The 21,657-nt window shown below is 38.6% G+C and carries 17 protein-coding genes and 1 tRNA gene; 11 read left to right on the forward strand and 7 right to left on the reverse strand.

Annotated elements, in window-relative coordinates; all coding sequences use genetic code 11:
* The first annotated feature begins 316 nt into the window (after positions 1 to 316).
* Positions 317 to 961 carry a response regulator transcription factor gene (locus PREBIDRAFT_RS00500; protein WP_004336240.1) on the forward strand — a complete coding sequence of 215 codons (645 nt, stop codon included), beginning with the start codon at positions 317 to 319 and terminating at the stop codon, positions 959 to 961.
* Positions 962 to 1,674: 713 nt separating this feature from the next.
* Here PREBIDRAFT_RS00500 and PREBIDRAFT_RS00505 read toward each other — a convergent pair.
* Positions 1,675 to 2,412: a nitroreductase family protein gene (locus PREBIDRAFT_RS00505; RefSeq protein ID WP_004336239.1), complete on the reverse strand. Its 738-nt coding sequence runs from the start codon at positions 2,410 to 2,412 to the stop codon at positions 1,675 to 1,677.
* Between the two features lie 96 nt (positions 2,413 to 2,508).
* On the opposite strand from PREBIDRAFT_RS00505, the gene PREBIDRAFT_RS00510 reads away from it, so the two are divergent.
* The 9 genes from PREBIDRAFT_RS00510 (at position 2,509) to eno (ending at position 13,975) form a co-directional block, all read left to right on the forward strand.
* Positions 2,509 to 5,097, forward strand: a complete 2,589-nt coding sequence (locus tag PREBIDRAFT_RS00510; RefSeq protein WP_004336238.1) for an adenosylcobalamin-dependent ribonucleoside-diphosphate reductase — start codon at positions 2,509 to 2,511, stop codon at positions 5,095 to 5,097.
* Between the two features lie 59 nt (positions 5,098 to 5,156).
* Positions 5,157 to 5,567 carry a dihydroneopterin aldolase gene (gene folB, locus PREBIDRAFT_RS00515; protein ID WP_004336237.1) on the forward strand — a complete coding sequence of 137 codons (411 nt, stop codon included), beginning with the start codon at positions 5,157 to 5,159 and terminating at the stop codon, positions 5,565 to 5,567.
* Between the two features lie 24 nt (positions 5,568 to 5,591).
* A complete protein-coding gene (locus PREBIDRAFT_RS00520) occupies positions 5,592 to 6,821 on the forward strand; it encodes an N-acetylmuramoyl-L-alanine amidase family protein (RefSeq protein ID WP_004336236.1) in 1,230 nt (409 codons plus the stop codon).
* Positions 6,822 to 6,833: 12 nt separating this feature from the next.
* A complete protein-coding gene (locus tag PREBIDRAFT_RS00525; protein ID WP_004336235.1) occupies positions 6,834 to 7,814 on the forward strand; it encodes an MlaD family protein in 981 nt (326 codons plus the stop codon).
* A gap of 399 nt (positions 7,815 to 8,213) precedes the next feature.
* Entirely contained in the window at positions 8,214 to 9,617 is a 1,404-nt protein-coding gene (gene dnaA / locus PREBIDRAFT_RS00530; protein ID WP_004336234.1) for a chromosomal replication initiator protein DnaA, read from the forward strand.
* A gap of 155 nt (positions 9,618 to 9,772) precedes the next feature.
* Complete coding sequence (locus tag PREBIDRAFT_RS00535) at positions 9,773 to 10,504, forward strand: (Fe-S)-binding protein (RefSeq protein WP_004336233.1); 732 nt, start codon at positions 9,773 to 9,775, stop codon at positions 10,502 to 10,504.
* Between the two features lie 20 nt (positions 10,505 to 10,524).
* The gene (locus tag PREBIDRAFT_RS00540; RefSeq protein ID WP_004336232.1) at positions 10,525 to 11,940 is read left to right on the forward strand and encodes a lactate utilization protein B; all 1,416 of its coding nucleotides are present in this window, start codon (positions 10,525 to 10,527) and stop codon (positions 11,938 to 11,940) included.
* A gap of 24 nt (positions 11,941 to 11,964) precedes the next feature.
* A complete protein-coding gene (locus tag PREBIDRAFT_RS00545) occupies positions 11,965 to 12,540 on the forward strand; it encodes a LutC/YkgG family protein (RefSeq protein ID WP_004336230.1) in 576 nt (191 codons plus the stop codon).
* Positions 12,541 to 12,667: 127 nt separating this feature from the next.
* Positions 12,668 to 13,975: a phosphopyruvate hydratase gene (gene eno, locus PREBIDRAFT_RS00550; RefSeq protein WP_004336228.1), complete on the forward strand. Its 1,308-nt coding sequence runs from the start codon at positions 12,668 to 12,670 to the stop codon at positions 13,973 to 13,975.
* A gap of 353 nt (positions 13,976 to 14,328) precedes the next feature.
* Here the strand turns inward: eno and PREBIDRAFT_RS00555 are convergent.
* From PREBIDRAFT_RS00555 to PREBIDRAFT_RS00570, 4 genes are all read right to left on the reverse strand, one after another.
* Positions 14,329 to 14,402 (reverse strand) — tRNA-Arg (locus PREBIDRAFT_RS00555).
* Positions 14,403 to 14,497: 95 nt separating this feature from the next.
* A complete protein-coding gene (locus tag PREBIDRAFT_RS00560) occupies positions 14,498 to 15,142 on the reverse strand; it encodes a trimeric intracellular cation channel family protein (RefSeq protein ID WP_004336226.1) in 645 nt (214 codons plus the stop codon).
* A 21-nt stretch (positions 15,143 to 15,163) separates the two neighbouring features.
* Positions 15,164 to 16,123 (reverse strand): D-2-hydroxyacid dehydrogenase, encoded by a 960-nt coding sequence (locus PREBIDRAFT_RS00565; protein ID WP_004336224.1) that lies wholly within the window; start codon positions 16,121 to 16,123, stop codon positions 15,164 to 15,166.
* A 27-nt stretch (positions 16,124 to 16,150) separates the two neighbouring features.
* Positions 16,151 to 17,422: a replication-associated recombination protein A gene (locus PREBIDRAFT_RS00570; RefSeq protein ID WP_004336222.1), complete on the reverse strand. Its 1,272-nt coding sequence runs from the start codon at positions 17,420 to 17,422 to the stop codon at positions 16,151 to 16,153.
* 137 nt (positions 17,423 to 17,559) lie between these two features.
* Between PREBIDRAFT_RS00570 and PREBIDRAFT_RS00575 the strand changes: the two genes are divergently transcribed.
* Positions 17,560 to 19,719 (forward strand): FUSC family membrane protein, encoded by a 2,160-nt coding sequence (locus tag PREBIDRAFT_RS00575; protein ID WP_004336220.1) that lies wholly within the window; start codon positions 17,560 to 17,562, stop codon positions 19,717 to 19,719.
* 342 nt (positions 19,720 to 20,061) lie between these two features.
* Here the strand turns inward: PREBIDRAFT_RS00575 and PREBIDRAFT_RS00580 are convergent, their stop codons facing one another.
* Both PREBIDRAFT_RS00580 and nth read right to left on the reverse strand, forming a co-directional pair.
* On the reverse strand, positions 20,062 to 20,775 hold the full coding sequence (locus PREBIDRAFT_RS00580) for a DUF2461 domain-containing protein (protein WP_004336218.1): 714 nt from the start codon (positions 20,773 to 20,775) through the stop codon (positions 20,062 to 20,064).
* A gap of 1 nt (position 20,776) precedes the next feature.
* Complete coding sequence (nth, locus tag PREBIDRAFT_RS00585) at positions 20,777 to 21,427, reverse strand: endonuclease III (protein ID WP_004338911.1); 651 nt, start codon at positions 21,425 to 21,427, stop codon at positions 20,777 to 20,779.
* Between the last annotated feature and the right edge of the window lie 230 nt (positions 21,428 to 21,657).

A 21,657-nucleotide genomic window follows, 5' to 3' on the forward strand; every position in this document is an offset into this window, starting at 1 on the left:
ACTAATACTTGAAATTATTTTACTGCTAATAAAGTAGGTGATTTTTGACCTATTGAGACAAAGTACTAAAAAATATTCTGCAAAATGAGCTATACGCCAAATATTCCTTATTGCTTATTAGAGAAAGTTGAAGCAATAAAAGAGGGTAAAATACCCAACTCGGTCAAGGTATTTAGTGAGTCAAAAATAAAAGGTATTGCTGGATCAAAGATACTTGCCCCAATGGGTCAAATTAGTGCGGCTTTTCCTATTTTGGATTGAATGTTTTTCTTACTTTTGTACCGCAAGAGGTAGTTTTATTTTATAATTTTGTTGTATGGTAAAAATAATATTAGCAGATAATCAGGATATAACACGGGCAGGAATGATGTATGTTTTTTCTAAAATGGAACATATAGAATGTTTGCTTGCAACGAACAAAATGGAACTTATTGAGCAGTTAAAAACTAATCCCACAAGCATCGTTATTGTAGATTATCCACTTTTCGATTTTGCGAGTGCTAACGATATACGAATACTTGGTTTACGTTTTCCAGAGTCGTTCTTTATTCTTTGGAGTGAAGACTTGGGTGTGAGTTTTGTAAAAGAAGTAATGAATATGAGTTATCGTATTAGTGTGCTTCTCAAGGAAGCAAAACTCACAGAGATAGAACAATGTATTAGTTATGCCAAAGAAGGGCGTCGTTTTCTTTGTCAGCATATCACGGAAATGTTGCTAGAACCAGCTTCTTCTCTTTCCTTTGAGCGCTTTAAGCTCACCAAAACAGAAACCGAAATTCTCATTGATATAGCCTTGGGAATGACAACAAAAGAAATAGCTGAAAAGCGTTTTTCTTCTTTCCATACAGTTAATACGCATCGTAAAAATATCTTCCGAAAACTTAGTGTCAATAATGCCAATGAAGCTACGCGCTATGCACTTCGATCAGGCTTAATTAATCCTGCCGAATATTCTATTTAGGATATACTTCTATGATAAGGATATGTGTTTTATATGGAGGTAATAATTTCCAGTTTTATAGGTAAACGTTTATCTGTTTTTCATGAAAAGCTAACCTTTCATATAGCTTTCCCTTATCTTTTATGTTTTAAAAACTCATTTTTTATGCTCATTTTTAATTTATTTTTAGCTTAAAAATAAATTAAAAACAAATCAAAAATAAATTATTTTTAGTAGTAAAACATCATCTTTTGCCAGACGAAACATCTTCTTTCCTCGTCTTAAAGATTAGCTTTGTGTCTTAAAAAGGTAATATTTTAGTGGACCTAGGCTTATTATCTTTGTTTATTAGCGTGCTTTTTCCTACTTTTGTAAAGAATGTTTGAGGATTTATCCCTTACATTTATATTTTTGCGGAAATAATAACATGCGTTTGCTGTTTATTCTATAAACGTTCTAGAAACTTGGTCGTAGAAAGAACAATATAGAAAGAATAAGTTGTAAGCGCCTGCGCAATATGCGTGGGCGTGGCTTACCGATGCTAAACGTTATTTCTCTAAAAGTGGTTGTGCTGCAATGGGGTTGGGAGATAAATACTTAAAGGGGAGTGCCATAAGGCAAGAAATACTAGATTAGAAAATTGCCAAATGCTGTGCCAAACCTGCAATCGTGAGAAAGGCGGTAAATAAGAAGAAAGCAGTGCTATTGGTCAAAAATAGCACTGCTTTTTCTTTTTATAAAAAGCCCTGTTGCTTTAAAGCCTCAAGTGTTGTTTTTGATAAAGCTTCATTATCGCGCTTTGTGTAGCGTAGGTCGGTGAATACTTGTGCTAACGTTTCTTTGTTATTGATTTCTACAAAGTGTTTGTTTTCGGGAGTATTCTCTTTTTCATGATAGAAACAATCGATAAGCGCAGCGGAGTAGTCGGTATAGGTTTCCTCGTGGATAATACTCTCAAGGGGTAACCGCTCGCATTGTGCAGGATCTTCGTCTGGATAGCCAAGGGTAATGGTGGCAATAGGGAATACAAGGTGTGGAAGCTGAAGCGTATCAATAATAGATTGTGGTTGGTAAATAGTAGTGCCAAGAAAGCAAGTACCTAGTCCTTCAGCTTCGGCTAGGTTGCAGAATGTTTGGCAATAAAGCAGGGCATCGGTGGCTGCATTTAGGAAAGACAAAAAGTTGTCGTAACCAGGTGTAGCCTTACGATTTAAAGCCCATTGGGTAGTACGATTAAAGTCGGCACAAAAGGTAAGAACCACTGGAGCCTCGGTAACCATGGGCTGATTAAAATGAGAGGGGGCTAGTAATGCTTTCTTTTCTGCATCGCGCGTAATGACAACAGAGTAAAGTTGCAAATTGCCCATAGTGGGCGTACGCATGGCTTCACTCAATAACTTCTTCAATATTGCAGTAGAAACTTCTCTATTCGAGTACTTTCTAATTGTTTTTCGCTCGTTGATTGTTTTCATTTTTGGAAATTTTAATAGTGCAAAGATAAATAAAAGTTTTCTGTTTTGGATAACTATTCGTAACTTCGCAGAGATTAAAAAAAGTAAAAACCAATAATGAGTACTGGTAAAATTTATTCTTACGAAGAAGCTTTTAAATCGGCTTTAAACTATTTTAAAGGCGACGAACTTGCAGCAAGAGTGTGGGTTAATAAGTATGCTATGAAGGATAGCTTCGGTAATATTTATGAGCAAAGTCCTGAAGATATGCATTGGCGTATAGCCAATGAGGTGGCACGTATAGAAAAAAAGTATGCTAACCCTATGGGTGCAGCGGAAGTATTCGAACTATTGGATCACTTCCGTTATATCATTCCTGCGGGAAGTCCTATGACTGGTATTGGTAATAATCATCAGATAGCGTCATTGTCCAACTGCTTTGTAATAGGTTTGGAGGGTAATGCCGACTCGTATGGTGCTATCATGCGTATTGATGAAGAGCAAGTACAACTGATGAAACGCCGTGGAGGCGTGGGACATGATTTTAGTCATATTCGTCCTAAAGGTTCACCAGTAAACAATTCTGCTCTCACTTCTACAGGATTGGTACCTTTTATGGAACGTTATTCTAATAGTACTCGTGAGGTTGCACAAGACGGTCGTCGTGGTGCTTTAATGCTATCTGTAAGTATTAAACATCCTGACTCGGAAGCATTTATAGATGCTAAGATGGAAGAAGGTAAGGTAACTGGTGCCAATGTTTCGGTTAAGATTACTGACGAGTTTATGGAGGCTGCTGTTAATGATAAGCCATATATTCAGCAATATCCTATTAACGCTGATCGACCTTCTTTTACAAAAGAAGTATCGGCAAAGCAAATTTGGGAGAAGATAGTACACAACGCATGGAAGAGTGCAGAACTGGGTGTGTTGTTTTGGGATACTATTTTAAAGGAGAGTATTCCTGATTGTTATGCTGATTTAGGTTTCCAAACCGTATCTACTAATCCTTGTGGCGAAATTCCATTGTGTCCTTACGATAGTTGTCGTTTGTTATCACTCAACCTCTATTCATACGTGATAGATCCATTTACCGATCACGCACGCTTCGATTTTGAGACATTTGCAAAACATGTTCAACTAGCTCAACGCATTATGGACGATATTGTAGATCTTGAAATGGAGAAGATAGACCTTATACTAAATAAGATAAAGTCTGACCCTCAAAGCGATGAGGTAAAGGGAGCTGAATATCATTTGTGGGAAAAGATAAAGGATAAGAGTGGCAAGGGGCGTCGTACAGGTGTTGGTATCACAGCAGAAGGCGATATGATAGCTGCAATGGGCTTGCGCTATGGTACACAAGAAGCAACCAACTTCTCTGTGGAAGTGCATAAAACATTAGCTTTAAATGCTTATCGGTCATCGGTAGCTATGGCAAAAGAGCGTGGCTGCTTTGAAATCTTTGATGCCAAACGTGAACAAAACAATCCTTTTATATTACGCTTGAAGGGAGAAGATGCGCAATTGTATGCTGATATGGTGGAATATGGTCGGCGTAACATTGCCTGTTTGACGATTGCTCCTACGGGTACAACCTCTTTGATGACCCAAACAACATCGGGTATTGAGCCTGTGTTTATGCCTGTGTATAAGCGTCGCCGTAAGGTAAATCCAAACGAACCTGATGTGCATGTTGACTTTGTAGACGAGGTAGGCGACTCATTTGAAGAATACATCGTTTACCATAGCAAGTTCTTGACATGGATGCAGGTAAATGGTATTGATGCTGCCAAAAAATATAGTCAAGACGAAATAGACGCACTTGTAAAGCAATCACCTTATTATAAAGCCACAGCTAACGATGTAGATTGGTTGATGAAGGTGCGTATGCAAGGAGCTATTCAGAAGTGGGTAGATCATTCTATCTCTGTTACTGTAAATCTTCCTAACAACGTAGATGAGACCTTAGTAAACAAGTTGTATATTGAGGCTTGGAGAAGCGGATGTAAGGGATGTACGATTTATCGTGATGGATCGCGTTCGGGCGTGATGATCTCGGTATCGAAGAAAGATAAAAAGGAAGAAACTCAAACAAGCGAAAAGGACTTGAATGCTGCTATTGAGCATCATGAGCCACCATGCCAACGCCCTGAAGTGGTGGAACATCGCCCGAAAGAGCTAGATTGTGATGTGGTTCGTTTCCAAAATAATAAAGAGAAATGGGTAGCATTTGTAGGGTTGCTGAATGGTTATCCATACGAGATCTTTACGGGTTTGCAAGATGATGAGGAAGGTATAGCGTTACCAAAGAGCGTTACCAAAGGAAAGATTATTAAGCAAACAGCCGACGATGGAACACATCGTTACGACTTCCAGTTTGAGAATAAGCGCGGCTATAAGACAACAGTGGAAGGCTTGTCAGAGAAGTTTAATCCAGAATATTGGAACTATGCTAAGCTCATATCAGGCGTGTTGCGTTATCGTATGCCTATTGATCATGTGATGAAGCTTGTATCCTCATTACAATTGAAAGATGAAAGCATCAATACATGGAAAAATGGCGTAGAACGTGCATTGAAAAAATATGTAACTGATGGCACAAAAGCTAGTGGCTTGAAATGTCCTGTTTGTGGCGAAGAATCGCTTGTTTATCAAGAAGGTTGTTTGATCTGTACAAACTGTGGCGCATCAAGATGTGGGTAAAAATATGTAGTTAAAGGAGTTAAAATGCGACTCCTTTAACTTTTTAAACTTCTCTATATATGTTTTTAAAACAAAGTTTTATTCATCTTCATAACCTCTGTTTCCATGCTTATATTGGTGTGGCAGAGCAAGAACGTATTGTAGGAAACGATTATGTAGTGGACTTAAAGCTAAAGGTAGATATTGCAAAAGCAATGTTATCAGATGATGTTCAGGACACGATAAGCTATGCTGAAGTTTATGAAGTAATAAGGGAAGTGATGATGAGTCCTTGTCTGTTGCTAGAATATGCAGCAGGCAGGATAGGAAAAGCACTTTTTAATCGTTTTCCAACAATGGAAGCAATAACAGTTTTATTGACAAAAAAAAATCCTCCAATGGACGCAGATTGCAGTGGGGCAAGCGTTGAAATAACCTTAATAAATGAAAAAAGCATAGTTGACGGCGTAGTTTCTGCTGAAAATGAGTAACTTTGTCGCTATAAATGTTATTGTATGTATAAGAAAATATCACTATTTTTTGTTTTCTTTTTTTGTTTGACACTTCACAGTTTAGGAGCTGGAGGTAAATTTACGTTGGTCATAGATGCAGGGCATGGTGGTCATGATGCTGGTGCCTTGGGCGCTTTTTCTAAAGAGAAAGATATTAACCTGAATGTGGCATTGGCTTTTGGAAGATATGTAGAGCAGTATATGAAAGATGTTGATGTTATCTACACGCGTACGACAGATGTTTTTGTCCCATTACATACTAGAGCCGATATAGCTAATAAGGCAAAAGCCGATCTGTTTATCTCTATCCACACCAACTCTATTGCTCCCGGTCATTATGCTAAAGGATTTCAAGTTTATACATTAGGAATGCACCGTGCAAAGGACAATCTTGATGTGGCTATGCGTGAAAACTCTGTAATCTCTATGGAGTCGGACTATAAGCAAACTTACGAAGGCTTTAATCCAAATTCTTCAGAAAGTTATATCATGTTCGAGTTTATGCAAAATGCCAATATGGAAAAAAGTGTAGAGTTAGCTCGACTAATCCAAACCTCTGTATGTTCTACTGCAGGCAGAATAGATAAGGGGGTGCATCAAGCAGGGTTTTTGGTGCTTAGAGAAAGTTCAATGCCTAGTTGCTTGATAGAGCTAGGTTTTATCACTGCAGCCGATGAAGAAGAATTCTTAAATACTCAATCAGGTATTAATGCGATGGCTAATGGCATTTATCGTGCTTTTGCCGAATATAAGAATATGTACAACAACCATTTGGTTGCGCCTTATCGTGGGGCAGATAATCCACGTATAGCGGTAGGACGAGCTGTTCCTAGACCAGTAACGTCTTCCCCTTCTATTCAAACGAGTACGTATTCTTGGAGAAATACAAAGGATAACGGTAAGTCAAGAAGAGTTGCCAGAGTACCAAAAGCTTCAGAAAAGATGTCTTATCCTTCAGATGCACCAGTCTTTAAGGTGCAGATATTTGCTACTAGTATGGAGTTGCCCAATGGACATTTTCAGTTTAAAGGGCATAAAGATGCTACCTACTATAAGGATAATAACTGGTATAAGTATATGATAGGTAATAGTCAGAATTATAACGAGATAAGGCGATTAAGGGAAACGTTGTCAAAAGATTTTCCTCAAGCTTATATAGTGGCATTTAAGAATGGTCAGCCTATTGATGTGAATACTGCTATTAAGGAATTCCTAAAAAATAAAAGAAAATAGAAATAAACGATAATGAAGAAATTTCTTTCACCAGAGATTAAAATTGCACTTGTTGCAGTGTTAGCTATTGTAGTTCTCTTTTTTGGATTACAGTTTTTAAAAGGGCTAAGTTTGTTTTCTCATCCTGCACGTTACCAAATGAAGTTTAGCGACATTAGTGGTATAGCTCCTACTACATCCATATTTGCAAATGGTGTGAAGGTTGGTACAGTTAAACGTATTAACTACGATTATGATAACCCTAATGGTCCTATTATGGTGGATGTGGATATTGATGCAGGTATGAAATTGCCAGAAGACACCCATGCCGACATCATAAGCGATTTGATGGGCAATGCAAAGGTAAATCTCATAGTAGGTAAGAGTAGAAACTTCTTAGAAGAAAATGGTGTGATAAATGGTCAAATAAATGCAGGAGCATTAGGACAGATGAAAACCATGATCCCTTATGTTGAGAAGATGCTTCCTAAATTGGATAGTATTTTAGCACATGTAAACAGTTTGCTTGCTGATCCTGCAATGAAAGGAACTTTGCATAATGTAGATAAGATAACAGCAGATTTGACTACTTCTACAAAGCAGTTAAATGCAATTATGGCACAAGTTAATATCGCATTACCTGGTTTGACCTCAAAGACAAATACGTTGCTTACCAATGCAAATAGCGTGATGACCAATGCAAATAATGGCATTCAAGACGTACGTGGAGCTATGAAGGGTGCTAACACTATGATTACGCATTTGAATAATCAGTTGAGTGGTATAGATCTTCAAGCAACGATGGCGAAAGTAAACACTACTATTGATCATGTAAACAGCTTGACTGCAAAACTGAATAGCAATCAGGGATCATTGGGCTTATTAATGAACGATCCTACTTTATATCATAATCTGAATAATGCAATGGTAAGTGCTGATAGTTTATTGACCAACTTGAAGGCACATCCAAAACGATATGTTCACTTTTCTATATTTGGACGTAAAGATAAATAAGTATTTAAATAACGAAACTTTGTTTATTTAAATATAGTCTAAATAGCTTTGTTGATGTTCCACGCTTGAACAGATTGGTAGGATTGCTTTGTAAATCAACGTATTTAAGTCTATTAATAAAATGTTTCACTATAGTTGGGATGTTTTATAGTAGACTTTTTAAATGGTTGAATTTCAAATATTTAAATATACGCAAATGTTATTTAGATAGTAATTGCTGTTAAAATCGGCTAAGATGCGTAAGTATAGTAAGTTACTATGAATATAGGATAAGAAGATTTAATAAAAGGGTTTTCCTTTCTTCTTTTTTTTATCTATCTTTGCAATAGCTTTTAAAATAGTGTGGCATTAACCCTTTCATTATTTTGAAGAAACAATATTTTTAAACTGGCATAAGGAATGAGTGTAAGTCCAAATTCACTTTGGGAACAGTGTCTTTGTCTCATAGCAGAGAACGTTACCGAGCAGCAATATAATACTTGGTTTAAACCGTTGGTATTTAAATCATACCAGCCTGCAACTAAGCGATTATTGGTGCTTGTTCCTAGTATGTTTGTTTATGAGTATTTGGAAGAACATTACGTTGATCTTTTAAAGAAGGTGCTTACACGTGTGTTTGGTGAGCGAGTTATGCTTACTTATAGTGTGATTACGGATAAAGATCATCAGCTAACACAAGATTTACAAGCAGAAGATATTGATCCAATTGATTCGAAGCGACCTACAGTGCGCGGTAATCAGTCGCCTACGGTTATTGATGCAGTATTGCCTGACATAGATTCACAGCTTGATCCACATAAGTCGTTTAATAATTATGTGGAGGGTGATAGTAACAAAATGCCGCTCACTATAGGTTTAGCAATTGCAGAGCATCCCAATAAGAATCAGTTTAACCCTCTTTTTATTTATGGTCCTTCTGGCTGTGGTAAAACGCACTTGATTAATGCCATTGGCTTAAAAGTGAAGAAGCTTTATCCTCAAAAAAGGGTGTTATATGTTTCTGCACGATTATTCCAAGTGCAATATACAAACTCCGTAAGGACTAATACCACAAACGATTTTATCAATTTCTATCAGACAATTGATGTTTTGATAGTAGATGATATCCAAGAGTGGATGACCGCAACGAAGACACAAGATACTTTCTTCCATATCTTTAACCATTTATTTAGAAATGGGAAGCGTATTATCTTAGCATCCGATCGTCCGCCAGTTGATTTGGAAGGAATGAACGATCGTCTTTTGACGCGTTTTGTGGCAGGACTGATTACAGAGCTTGAGAAGCCTAATATACAGCTCTGTGTGGATATTCTTCATAGTAAGATTAAGCGTGATGGCTTAATTATTCCAGAAAATGTTATTCAGTTTATCGCTCAAACGGCTAATGGTAGTGTGCGCGATTTGCAAGGGGTTATCAATTCTTTATTGGCCTATAGTGTCGTTTATAATAGCTCTATTGATATGCGTTTAGCAGAAAGAGTTATCAAAAGAGCAGTGAAGATAGATGATGAGCCTTTGACTATTGATGATATTTTGGACAAGGTTTGCAATCACTTTAATGTTACGCAGGCAGCTGTCAACTCTCGATCGCGTAAAAAAGATATTGTAATCGCTCGACAAGTAGCTATGTATATGGCACAGAAATATACTAAGATGCCAGCAAGCCGAATAGGTAAACTCGTGGGTGGAAGAGATCATAGCACCGTTATTCATAGCTGTGCCAAGATAGAAGATCGCCTACAAGTGGATAAAGGCTTCACTGCAGAGCTAGCAGCGATTGAAAACTCTTTTAAGTTGAAGTAAAACTTCTTGATTACAGTATAAGGATTCTACAGATAGAAATATGTTTGTAGGATCTTTTTTTGTGCATTACATCACCTAAAATAGTAGCGCTTGCATTCTACTTTTCGAATTATTATTTTTACTTTTGTAGGGTAAACAAGATAATATATAACATTATGAAAGTAGGACTATTTATCCCTTGCTATGTCGATGCTCTCTATCCAGAAGTTGGCGTGGCTACTTATAAACTTCTTAAAAAGCTAAAACTAGACGTCGTTTACCCAGAAAAACAAACTTGTTGTGGGCAACCAATGGCAAATGGTGGCTTTGAGGATATGTCGTTAGATTTAGCTAATCGTTTTGAAGACAAGTTTAAAGCATTTGATTATGTAGTAACACCTAGTGTGTCGTGTTCTTCATTTGTACGTCATAATTACCCTACATTTATGAATCATAAATGTAAAACTCCCCAAAATACATACGAGCTAGTTGAATTCTTACACGATGTTTTAAAAATAAAGGAGCTTCCAGGTAAGTTTGAACATAAAGTATCCGTGCATAATTCATGCCATGGTGTCCGTGTGTTAGGTTTAAGTACTCCTTCAGAAAATAATGCTCCAGTAGAGAATAAAATCCTAACGTTGTTGAAGTTGAAAGAAGGTATTACTGTTTATGAACCCGAACGCAAAGACGAATGTTGTGGTTTTGGTGGTATGTTTGCAGTGGAAGAACCTGATGTTAGTACTGCTATGGGTAGCGATAAGGTAAATTATCATCGGGCTACAGGTGCTGAGATTATCACAGGTGCTGATTGTTCTTGCCTAATGCACATGCAAGGTATTGCTAAAAAGAATGGTTATTCAATAAAGTTTATGCATGTTGCTGAGATCTTAGCAGCTAATATTTAATTTTTAGAAAGAGCTATATTATGTCAACATATCATTCAAAAAAAGCTGCAGAATTTCTTAAAAATAAGGAAAAAATTACACGTCATGACAAAACCTTTTGGGGATTAAGACAGAAACGTGATGCTATGGCTATGGCTCTTCCAGAGTGGGAAGAGCTAAGAGAAATATCTAGCCAAATAAAGGCGCATACCATTACTCACCTTGCCGACTACATTGAACAATTTGTAGAAAACCTAGAAAAGAATGGTGTTATCGTCCATTATGCTAATGATGCTCAAGAATTCAACGAAATTGCCTACGGTATCTTAGAAAGCCATAAAGTATCTAAGCTGGTAAAATCAAAGTCAATGCTTACCGAAGAATGTGAGATGAATAAATATCTCATAAAACGTGGTATTGATGTTGTCGAGACCGACCTTGGTGAGCGTATTCTTCAATTGATGCACATGAAGCCTTCACATATAGTAGTGCCAGCCTCACACATATCGCGTGAAGATGTTGGTAAGACTTTTGAAGACTTAGAAATATCATACGAGAAAGGCAACTATGATCCTACTTACCTTACCCATGCAGCTCGTTTAAGCCTGCGCCATGAGTTTGAAGCAGCACAAGCTGGTATGACAGGCTGTAATTTTGGTATTGCGGATACTGGCGACTGTGTAGTATGTACCAATGAAGGTAATGCCGATATGGTTGCTTCTTTGCCTAAACTACATATAGTGGCAATGGGTATAGAAAAGATCATTCCTGATTTTGATGCCTTAGCTGTATATCAACGCTTACTTGCTCGCTCTGGTACGGGACAACCCACTACTGCTTATACTTCTCATTACAGAAAGCCACGTCCAAGTGGTGAAATGCACGTTATCTTAGTGGATAATGGTAGAAGCAAGATGCTTCGCGATGAGGATCATTGGAGTAGCTTGAAATGTATCCGTTGTGGAGCTTGTATGAACACTTGTCCTGTTTATCGTCGTACAACAGGCTATTCCTATAGCTATTTCATTCCAGGACCTATTGGCATCAATCTTGGTATGCTGCACGATCCAGAGAAATATAGTGGGAATGTTTCAGCTTGTTCGCTCTGTTTGAGTTGCGATCATGTATGCCCTGCTAAGGTAAACCCTGGAAGTCAAATTTATAATTGGCGTCAACGCCTTCAGGAATATGGCACAGCCAATACCGAGAAGAAAGTGATGGCAGAAGGTATGAAGACTGTCTTTAGCAGTTATCCCCTTTATGATGCTATCACAAAGAAATCATCTTTGGCGAATTATATTCCTAGCAAATGGCTTAATAATAAAACCTTAAACCCATGGAGTATAGGACATGAAATGCCTAAGATGGCAAAGATGCCTTTCCACGCCATTTTTAAGAAAGCAATGAAAGAGCTAGAAAAAGAGAAGAAACAAGCTAGTAAGAACCCTATACTGTAGAGATTCTCAATAGGTTTTAGAAATATGAAGAAAGAAGATTTATTGGCTAAGTTGCGTGCAAATACAATGCAGCAATTTGATATGCCCGAGATAAAAGTAAATGCCATTACTTATTCTGATGCTGTAAAGCAATATATCGAGATGAGTAAAACGGTAGGTTGTACAGTTGTAGAATTAGGTAAGACCGATGATTTAAACACTGCTATTCGTGCCGCTTATCCAGAGGCAAATATTTATTGTTCTAATGTTAAAGGTGTTCAGGCAGATCTAAATCCTGATACGGTGGCTAATGCTGCTGATATGGAGGGAGTAGATGTCGGAGTAATCCTAGGCGATATTGCTGTTGCAGAGAATGGTTGCGTTTGGATTCCTCAGATGATGAAGGAGCGTGCTGTTTGTTTCATTTCAGAAAATCTTGTGATTATTGTTGATAAAGATAAGATAGTCAATAATATGCACGAGGCATATAAAAAGATAGCAATGCCTGATTATGGTTATGGCACTTTCATTTCTGGCCCTAGTAAAACCGCTGATATTGAGCAAGCTTTAGTGATGGGTGCGCAAGCTGCCAAAGCGGTAACTATTCTGCTTAGAGGATAAAAGTTAATTATGCGAAAATACCCGATAGAACTTTTTCATAGGAAAGAGTATTATCGGGTATTTTTTGTAACTTTGCAGTAATAATAAAAAGCTATAATTTCATTTTATAAAATAAACAAAGTTAATTATGAAGATTGAAAAAGTACATGCTCGCGAAATTATGGATTCACGTGGCAATCCTACAGTTGAAGTAGAGGTAACTCTAGAGAATGGTGTAATGGGTCGTGCTAGCGTTCCATCTGGCGCTTCTACTGGTGAGAACGAAGCATTAGAGCTTCGCGATGGCGACAAGGGCCGTTTTCTCGGTAAGGGTGTTTTGAAAGCAGTAGAGAATGTTAATACTGTTATCGCTCCAGCTTTGAAGGGCGACTGTGTTCTTAATCAACGCGCTATCGACTATAAGATGTTGGCACTTGATGGTACTCCTACAAAGAGCAAGCTAGGTGCTAATGCTATCCTTGGTGTTTCTTTGGCAGTAGCTCAAACTGCTGCTAAGGCTTTGAACATGCCTTTGTATCGTTACATTGGTGGTTCTAATACTTATGTTCTTCCTGTTCCAATGATGAACATCATCAATGGTGGTGCTCACTCTGATGCTCCTATCGCATTCCAAGAGTTTATGATCCGTCCTGTAGGCGCTCCTAGCGAGAAGGAAGGTATCCGTATGGGTGCTGAGGTGTTCCACGCATTGGCTAAGCTTTTGAAGAAGCGTGGTCTTTCTACAGCTGTAGGTGATGAGGGTGGTTTTGCTCCTAAGTTTGATGGTATTGAAGATGCACTTGACTCAATTATGCAAGCTATCAAAGATGCTGGTTACGAGCCAGGTAAGGATGTTAAGATTGCTATGGACTGTGCAGCTTCTGAGTTCGCTACATGCGAAGATGGCAAGTGGTTCTACGACTATTCTAAGCTAAAGAATGGTATGCCTAAGGATCCTAATGGTAAAAAACTTACAGCCGACGAGCAGATAGCATTCCTAGAGCAGTTGATCACTAAGTATCCTATAGACTCTATTGAGGACGGTCTTGATGAGAACGACTGGGAAAACTGGGTGAAGCTTACAGCTAAGATTGGTGATCGTTGCCAGTTAGTAGGTGATGACTTGTTCGTAACTAACGTTAAGTTCCTAGAAAAGGGTATTAAGATGGGTGCTGCTAACTCTATCCTTATCAAGGTTAACCAGATTGGTTCTTTGACTGAAACACTAGAGGCTATTGAAATGGCTCACCGTCATGGTTATACAACTGTAACTTCTCACCGCTCTGGTGAAACAGAAGATACAACTATCTCTGATATCGCAGTTGCAACAAACTCTGGTCAGATCAAGACAGGTTCTATGTCTCGTACAGACCGAATGGCTAAGTACAACCAGTTGATCCGTATCGAGGAAGAACTTGGTGCTTGCGCTCAGTATGGCTATACAAAACTAAAGTAATTCCTATTTAGGAATAACTAATTATATAAGGGAAGCTTTCATATGAAGGCTTCCCTTTTTAGTTCGTCTGATTTCATACCTTTGTCGTATGAAATCAGACACATTATTACGGGTTCTTCTCCCTTCTGTTCTAGTAGATAATTTTGATATTATTGCTGTCCGATAAAACTTTTTTCTCCATATAAATTTAGAGCTGACTCCTATTTTAGGAATCAGTCCTATCCCCACTAAATTTCTACTGAGCCTTAAGTAAACTATATGGATATCCCCACTAAATTTCTACTGAGCCCAAAAATCCACTAACCCGTTTTTAGCGGTATAAAAAAAGGATTACTAAAATAGTAATCCTTTTGTGATTCTGGCGGGATTCAAACCCACAACCTCTTGATCCGTAGTCAAGTGCTCTATTCAGTTGAGCTACAGAACCGTTCTTTAAGAATTAGCAGTTTTGCTGTTTCTTAATTGCGAGTGCAAAGGTATAGCTTTTTTGTGATATAGCCAAAACTTTTTATTACTTTTTTTCTACTTTTTCTCGTTTTCATCTATGAGAGTAGGTAGAGATATGCTATAACGTACAGCTATAAAGCGAATTACACACACAGAAAAGAAAGCAATAATTGTGGTGATAGCTAGGTTTACACCAAGCTCGTAGAATACCCAATATACGGTTCCTCCTGCCACACTTGCCATTGCATATATTTCTTTTCGGAATATTACAGGGATATTGTTGAGAACGACATCACGGATCACACCGCCAGCCACACCTGTGATACAACCCATTGTAATAGCAACCCAGAAAGGATGTCCTAATGCTAATGTCTTTTGCATACCTGCTAGTGTGAAGAGTGCTAAACCTAAAGTGTCGAAAACAAACCAAGCGTTGTTAAGACGGCGAATGAGTTTTCGAAAGAGTATAACGAATATGAGTGCCATTCCTGTACAAAGAACATATTCTATACTTTCCATCCAAAAGGGAGTTACACCGAGCATCAGATCACGTATGGTACCGCCACCAATAGCAACGGCAAAGCCACACACATAGCCGCCAAACCAGTCGAAATGTTTGGCAGCAGCGTGGCGTATTCCTGATATAGCGAACGCAAAGGTACCGAGAAATTCGAGCAAATTTTGTAGCGTTGCTACTAGTTGCGGATCGTTGTATGACATCATAGTTATTACGGATGGCTATTACGATTTGTTGATTACATTTTGAGGTGTTCCCTCAATAAATTTTCTTATGTTTTCTATAGCTATAGCCATAAGTCGTTGGCGTGCTTCAAAAGTTGCCCAAGCAATGTGTGGTGTGATGTAAGCATGTGGCTCTTTCATTAAGCGATTGTTGGGAGTTGGGGGCTCTTGTGTCATTACATCGGCACAATAAGCTTTTAACTGACCACTCTCAAGGGCATCGGCAACAGCGTCTTCATCAATCAAACCGCCACGACCAGTATTGATCAAGATGGTGCCAGCGTGCATCATTGCAAGTGTTTCCTTATTGATCATTTTGTCGGTTGAGGCATTCAATGGGCAGTGAAGCGAAATAACATCAGAGGTTGCAAGGAGCCCTTCTAAGGTAGTTTTGCGGATGTTGTCTGGCAATTCGCTGCTATTCTTACTAGTAAAAGCATTAACATCCATACCAAAAGCATGAGCTATTTCTGCCACTTTATAACCAATATTACCTAAGCCTACAATGCCTAATGTCTTGCTTGATAACTCCATAAGAGGTGTATTCCAATAGCAAAAATCCTGCTTTTCGCTCCATTTACCTTGGCGAGTTTCTTCTGCGTAGCAATTAGGCTTTGTCGCTACATTTAGTAATAGTGCAAAAACCATTTGTGCAACACTATCCGTGCTATAGGCAGGGATATTACAAACGGTGATACCTCTTTCTGTGCAGGCTTCAAGGTCGATATTGTTATAACCTGTAGCCATCTCGCCTACATATTTTAATTTTGGTAATTGAGCTATTAGCTCACGGCTAATATTTATCTTATTTATTAATATCATCTCGGCATCTTTAGCGCGTTCTACCACTTCTTCTGGTGTAGAACGATTGTAAATAGTTAAGTTACCAAGTTGTGATATTTCATCCCATGACAAGTCGCCAGGGTTTACTGTAAAACAGTCTAATGCTACTATATTCATAATTTTAAATGCTTAAAGTATTTATTTTTATTCTTTTCTTTTTCCCCATAACTGTAACATCCTTTGGTATTGCTTTTCCTCAATAGGGGAGTGTTGTGCATACCAAAAACGTTTCTCGGTTAAAGTATCAGGCAAGTACTGTTGAGGGACAAAGTTGTTTGGGTAGTCATGCGGATAGATATATCCATCATGATAGCCAAGTTCTTTCATAAGCTTTGTAGGTGCATTGCGAAGGGGTAGGGGAACAAGTTGGTTACCACTCTGCCGCACTTCTGCAAGAGCTTTGTCTATTGCTAAGTACGCCGAATTGCTCTTTGGAGAAGTTGCTAAGTAAATAGCAGCTTCAGCTAGTGGTATCCTTCCTTCTGGCCATCCTATCTTCATGACAGCATCAAAAGCTGCATTGGCAATAAGTAAGGCGTTGGGGTTAGCTAGTCCGATGTCTTCAGATGCACTGATGACGAGACGGCGAGCGATAAATTGTGGATCCTCACCTCCTTCTATCATGCGTGCCATCCAATAGATTGCAGCATCGGGATCGCTACCACGGATCGACTTGATAAATGCAGAGATAATGTCGTAGTGCATCTCGCCGTCTTTGTCGTAAGCCAATGGGTTTTGCTGTAATCGTTCCTCTACAAGATTGTCGGTAATATCTACCTTCTCTTCTTCTAGTGTTGCCGAAACAATGAGGTCAAGTATGTTCAATAGCTTGCGTGCATCGCCTCCACTATATCTTAGGAGAGCTTTTGTCTCTGTGAGTTTTATCTTGAGTTTCTTTAGTTCTATATCTTCCGTAATGGCACGTTGAAGTAAAGCAAGCAGATCTTTCTGTTCTAAAGACTTCAGTGTGTAGAGTTGGCAACGCGACAAAAGTGGGCGGATAACTTCAAAGGAAGGGTTCTCTGTAGTAGCCCCAATAAGCGTTACAATACCTTTTTCTACTGCTCCTAGCAAAGAGTCTTGCTGCGATTTCGAAAAGCGATGGATCTCATCAATAAATAAAATAGGCGAGTTGGCTGAAAAAAAACGGTTACTTTTCGCCTTTTCTATCACTTCGCGCACATCCTTAACACCGCTCGTTACAGCCGAAAGCGTATAGAATGGAGTTTCTAGTTTATGAGCAATGATCTGTGCAAGGGTAGTTTTTCCTACTCCCGGAGGTCCCCAAAGAATGAACGAAGAGATATGTCCTGACTCGATCATTCGTCTCAGTACAGCATCTTTTCCTACCAAATGTTCTTGCCCTATATATTGGTCAAGCGTGCGAGGGCGCATTCTTTCGGCTAATGGTTCCATTTTTTTCTATCAATATCTATATGCAAATATACGCATTTTTTTATAAAGTAATGCTGTTACTAGATGAAAGACTACCTATAAATTCATAATACCTTAACTATATTTTTTGTACCTTTGCACCAAATCAGGATAAGTGTATGAAGACATCAAGACTACTTTATGCTAGGGTTCACCCCTTTGTAAAACAGCTACAACACCTTTGGACAGCATTCTTTTGGACAGTTCCAGATAACTTGTGGGCACTGAAAGTAACATTGGCAATTGCACTAATGATCATCCCTTTTAGTTTGTTTAGCGATCCTTTTATAGGGTGTACGTTGGCTCTTGGGTCGGTTGGTGCTGCTCTTGCCGAGGGCGATGACCATCCACGTGGTCGTTGGTATAGCTTTATTATCACGATTATAAGCTTTGTTATTATGAGCTTGAGTGTGGAGTTGCTCCATAATTATCCTTGGATTTATGGACCAACAATGGCAGTAACCGCTTTCTTCCTTATCCTTTTAGGTGGATTATCTTCGCGTTATCAAGGCATTACCTTTGGTGCATTGCTTGTCGGTGTATATGCTATGTTAGGCTTAGGGTTTCGCCCTTGGTATTATCAACCCATATTTTTACCACTTGGTGGTGTGATGTATGGTAGTATATCGCTCATACTTTTGTCTTTTCGTCCCTATCGTTTGCTAAAAGAACAGCTCACTTCGGGGTATTCAAATCTTGGTGATTATCTAGCTTTAAAAGCCTCATTGTTTCCTTGTACAAAGCGCGAATATAAGAAAATGCAGCCTCGATTAGTAAGTAAGAACATTGCTGTAGGCGAGGGAGTGGATAAATTTAAGAGTGTGCTTTACAATTTTCTTGGCGTGTTAGAGGGCAAACCTTTAGATGGTGTTGCGCCTTATTACCGTCAATGGATCATTCTACAACAGTTGCATGAACGTGCTACCTCTACTCACCAGCGTTATGATATTTTAACCAAACACTGTAAAAATGAGCTACTATTAGAGGGCTTCGGACAGTATATGAAGGTGTTAGCACGTACTATTAAACGCTTCGGAGCTAACATCTTAACGGACAAAAAGTTTGTTTTGCCTACTTCTTTACATTGGACACACGATATGGTGAAGCTACAATTAGAGCAAAGTAAAGATAATCCTGAATACACTTCGCTGTCGCTTCTCTATGATAATTTAGAGCATATTCGTGGGTTGCTAATTTCGTTGCAAGAAGTTTCTACGGGATATACTATCCCATTAGAAGAACTACAATATAAGCCTGCACCATTAAAGCAACGATTAAAGGCTCTGTTTAAAGCTGATAATCTTCGTTTTCGTCATGCCATTCGTCTCTCGCTTTGTATGTTAGTGGGCTATATTTTAATGGAAGCTTTCCACTTAGAAAAGGGCGTATGGATAGTGTTAACGGCAGTCTTTGTATGTCAGCGCGATTATGTTTCTACGCGCCGTCGTTTGCCAGAGCGCATCCTTGGAACGTTTATAGGAGTATTGCTTGGTGCGGTATTTGCCAAACTTATGCCATCTGTAGAAGGACAAATCCTTGTTACACTAGGATCCATCTTTACCTTCTTTTATTGGGTAAGAAAGCGATATACCATTGCGGTGATTTTCATTTCCACCTTTGTTATCGGGTCATTCAATCTTCAAGGAGGCTATCAAATTAGTTTAGTGGGTTATCGTATACTCTATACGCTTATAGGATCGCTTCTTTCCTATCTTAGCGTTCGTTTCCTATGGCCTGATTGGCAGTATCGTCATATCCCACAATATCTCGATGATGCTATCTCGAAAACGGGTAGATATTTTTATACCATCTATGGAACAAAGGTGAAAGGTACGGTATATTATCACAATCGCCGCACTGCTCATTATGCTGATAATGCCCTTGCAATGGCATGGCAAGGGATGGGTGTAGAACCTAAAAAGAAACGATTATTGCAGCAAAAGGCATACGCTTTGACCAATCTTCATCATGCTTTATTGTCGTATGTATCGGCTTTGGGCGCACATTATTATGGTAAACTGTTATCATCTGAAGAGATAAAGATTTGCGAGCATATTACAACAATCTTAGAACAGGTGGGAGTAAACTTAGATCCTACTATACATCCATCTGCTGTTAAGATCAGTATTGATGAGGCTAGTGCGTGGAATTTGCAATTAAAGGAACAGCTAAAGCATAATCATAATCAAAATATGACCATTCTATATAATATTTCCCTCACAGCAACAGAGCTGTTAAAGGAAAGTGCTGATACCGATTTTAAGAAAGATAAAGAGTAAAAAAAGCTCCCAATCATAGAATGCGATCGGGAGTTTTTTTTATTAAGGAGTTAAGATTTTTTATAGCATTTAAAAGGAGTTATCGCTCCTTCTATATTCACTTGTGGTATAAAGCCGTTACCGAGATGATGATAATACTTTATGGAATGAAACGCAAGGTTTTCTCCTTTAAGCTCCTAAGTGAACGAAGTGAGTGATAAAATCAGTGTCATCTATGATGAGTGTGTCTATATATAAAATAAGGTGTTGATAAGAAAATAGTAGGGGATAGCTATGTTTTGAAGTGCGAGTATGGCCACCTCCACCTATTGTGTGATAATAATCTTTCTTAATCAGTGGTTTTTACTCGTAATCGTCTACTACTGAGTTGATTATATCCATCATAGGTTTTCCTATTTTGCAGATGCTAGCAAGCCGTGTTGCCCAATCCCTTTGTTGGAAGAAATCATCAGACAGCTTTAGCCAGCAGCAATAATCCTTCATACGGAGATACTCTATGTGTTCATAATCTTTGGGGAAACCTTTAGGGCAGGTTTTTAGAAAGCTTAGTCCAAAACCTTTATCGGTAGCAATACTTGTACCGTCCCATTTTCCTTCTCCTACCTTTCCGAAGTAACCAATGAAGTCCTTATTTTCTACACTTTTTAGCCATTCGTCAATATTTCCCATAATCTCATTACGACATGAGGTGAGAATATTGGTAGGGAGATAATAGCAACCTATAGCAATAAGGTTATTATTAGGTTGGATATGGAAGTAATAACCTCCACGCAATGCCTTGCGTCCTTTTGCACAAATATAAGCACCAAAATGGCGTTTGTATGGACTTTTGTCAGGCGAAAAGCGAGTATCTCGGTTAAAACGATAAGTACAGTCCTTAGGTTTAAGATGTGCTATTTCTGGATCAATTGTGGCAAGTGCAGCAATAAGTTCGGCTAGCCCTTGCTCAAAATCAGCTTTCACCGTGTCATATTCAGCCCTGTTCGCCTGAAACCATTCACGATTATTATTGGCAGCAATCCCTTGAAGGAAAGCCTGTATTCTTTGTATATCCATGTTATTCTAGTTTGCTATTTTCTAAAAGTTTGGGGCAGAACGCTTCAAACGGACATTTCTCACATAGTGGGCGTGCACTTTTACAGATGTAGCGACCATGGAGTAAGATCCAATGATGCGCGTTTGTTACCTCTTCCTTTGCTATATGCTTCATGAGATAATCCTCTACCTTTCGTGGCGTATTGGCTTCTTTTGGTACCAATCCTAAGCGATGACTAACACGATAGACATGAGTATCAACGGCTAGCGTAGGTTTCCCAAACCATACAGCTTGCACTACATTGGCTGTTTTTCTGCCTACCCCAGGTAGTTTTACAAGTTCTTTTGGATCGGAGGGAACTTCTCCCCCGTATGCCTCCACCAACATACGCGACATTTCTACCAAATGTTTAGCCTTTGAATTGGGGTAAGACACACTCTTCACATATTCGAAAACATCTTCTACTTCTGCCTTAGCCATTGTTTTTGCATCAGGGAAGTGTTGAAATAAAGCGGGGGTAATAGCATTGATACGTTTGTCGGTACATTGCGCCGAAAGGAGTGTTGCACAAATGAGTTGGAATGCAGAGCCAAACATAAGTTCGGTAGTTACTTCTCCTACATTTGTGCGGAAGTAATCCATTGTTATTTTATATCGTTCGTTGCGTGTCACTTTATTGAATTGATAATTGAGAGTTGAGAATTAAAAATTAAAAGGTTACCGCCTATCTTCTACAAAGATAGTGCCAATGAGCGGAATGAAAGTTTACTTTCAAATTCCCGAATGCCGCCTATCTTCTACAAAGGTAGTGAAAACTAACTGAAAATTTGGCTTTTCTAAAAAGTTAATGTACTTTTGCATATTAGAATAAAAAATAAAACAAGGTTATGACAACTCCTATA

This window comes from Prevotella bivia DSM 20514 (genome assembly GCF_000262545.1).
GTDB lineage: Bacteria > Bacteroidota > Bacteroidia > Bacteroidales > Bacteroidaceae > Prevotella > Prevotella bivia.

Bases quoted from the DNA above. Each gene is read 5' to 3' on its own strand.
- PREBIDRAFT_RS00500 (WP_004336240.1), top strand. From the start codon at position 317: ATGGTAAAAATAATATTAGCAGATAATCAGGATATAACACGGGCAGGA.
- PREBIDRAFT_RS00575 (WP_004336220.1), top strand. From the start codon at position 17,560: ATGAAGACATCAAGACTACTTTATGCTAGGGTTCACCCCTTTGTAAAA.
- PREBIDRAFT_RS00565 (WP_004336224.1), bottom strand. From the start codon at position 16,123: ATGAATATAGTAGCATTAGACTGTTTTACAGTAAACCCTGGCGACTTG.
- PREBIDRAFT_RS00505 (WP_004336239.1), bottom strand. From the start codon at position 2,412: ATGAAAACAATCAACGAGCGAAAAACAATTAGAAAGTACTCGAATAGA.
- PREBIDRAFT_RS00560 (WP_004336226.1), bottom strand. From the start codon at position 15,142: ATGTCATACAACGATCCGCAACTAGTAGCAACGCTACAAAATTTGCTC.
- PREBIDRAFT_RS00520 (WP_004336236.1), top strand. From the start codon at position 5,592: ATGTATAAGAAAATATCACTATTTTTTGTTTTCTTTTTTTGTTTGACA.
- folB (WP_004336237.1), top strand. From the start codon at position 5,157: ATGTTTTTAAAACAAAGTTTTATTCATCTTCATAACCTCTGTTTCCAT.
- PREBIDRAFT_RS00545 (WP_004336230.1), top strand. From the start codon at position 11,965: ATGAAGAAAGAAGATTTATTGGCTAAGTTGCGTGCAAATACAATGCAG.
- PREBIDRAFT_RS00535 (WP_004336233.1), top strand. From the start codon at position 9,773: ATGAAAGTAGGACTATTTATCCCTTGCTATGTCGATGCTCTCTATCCA.
- PREBIDRAFT_RS00580 (WP_004336218.1), bottom strand. From the start codon at position 20,775: ATGGATATACAAAGAATACAGGCTTTCCTTCAAGGGATTGCTGCCAAT.
- PREBIDRAFT_RS00510 (WP_004336238.1), top strand. From the start codon at position 2,509: ATGAGTACTGGTAAAATTTATTCTTACGAAGAAGCTTTTAAATCGGCT.
- PREBIDRAFT_RS00570 (WP_004336222.1), bottom strand. From the start codon at position 17,422: ATGGAACCATTAGCCGAAAGAATGCGCCCTCGCACGCTTGACCAATAT.
- PREBIDRAFT_RS00525 (WP_004336235.1), top strand. From the start codon at position 6,834: ATGAAGAAATTTCTTTCACCAGAGATTAAAATTGCACTTGTTGCAGTG.
- PREBIDRAFT_RS00540 (WP_004336232.1), top strand. From the start codon at position 10,525: ATGTCAACATATCATTCAAAAAAAGCTGCAGAATTTCTTAAAAATAAG.
- dnaA (WP_004336234.1), top strand. From the start codon at position 8,214: ATGAGTGTAAGTCCAAATTCACTTTGGGAACAGTGTCTTTGTCTCATA.
- eno (WP_004336228.1), top strand. From the start codon at position 12,668: ATGAAGATTGAAAAAGTACATGCTCGCGAAATTATGGATTCACGTGGC.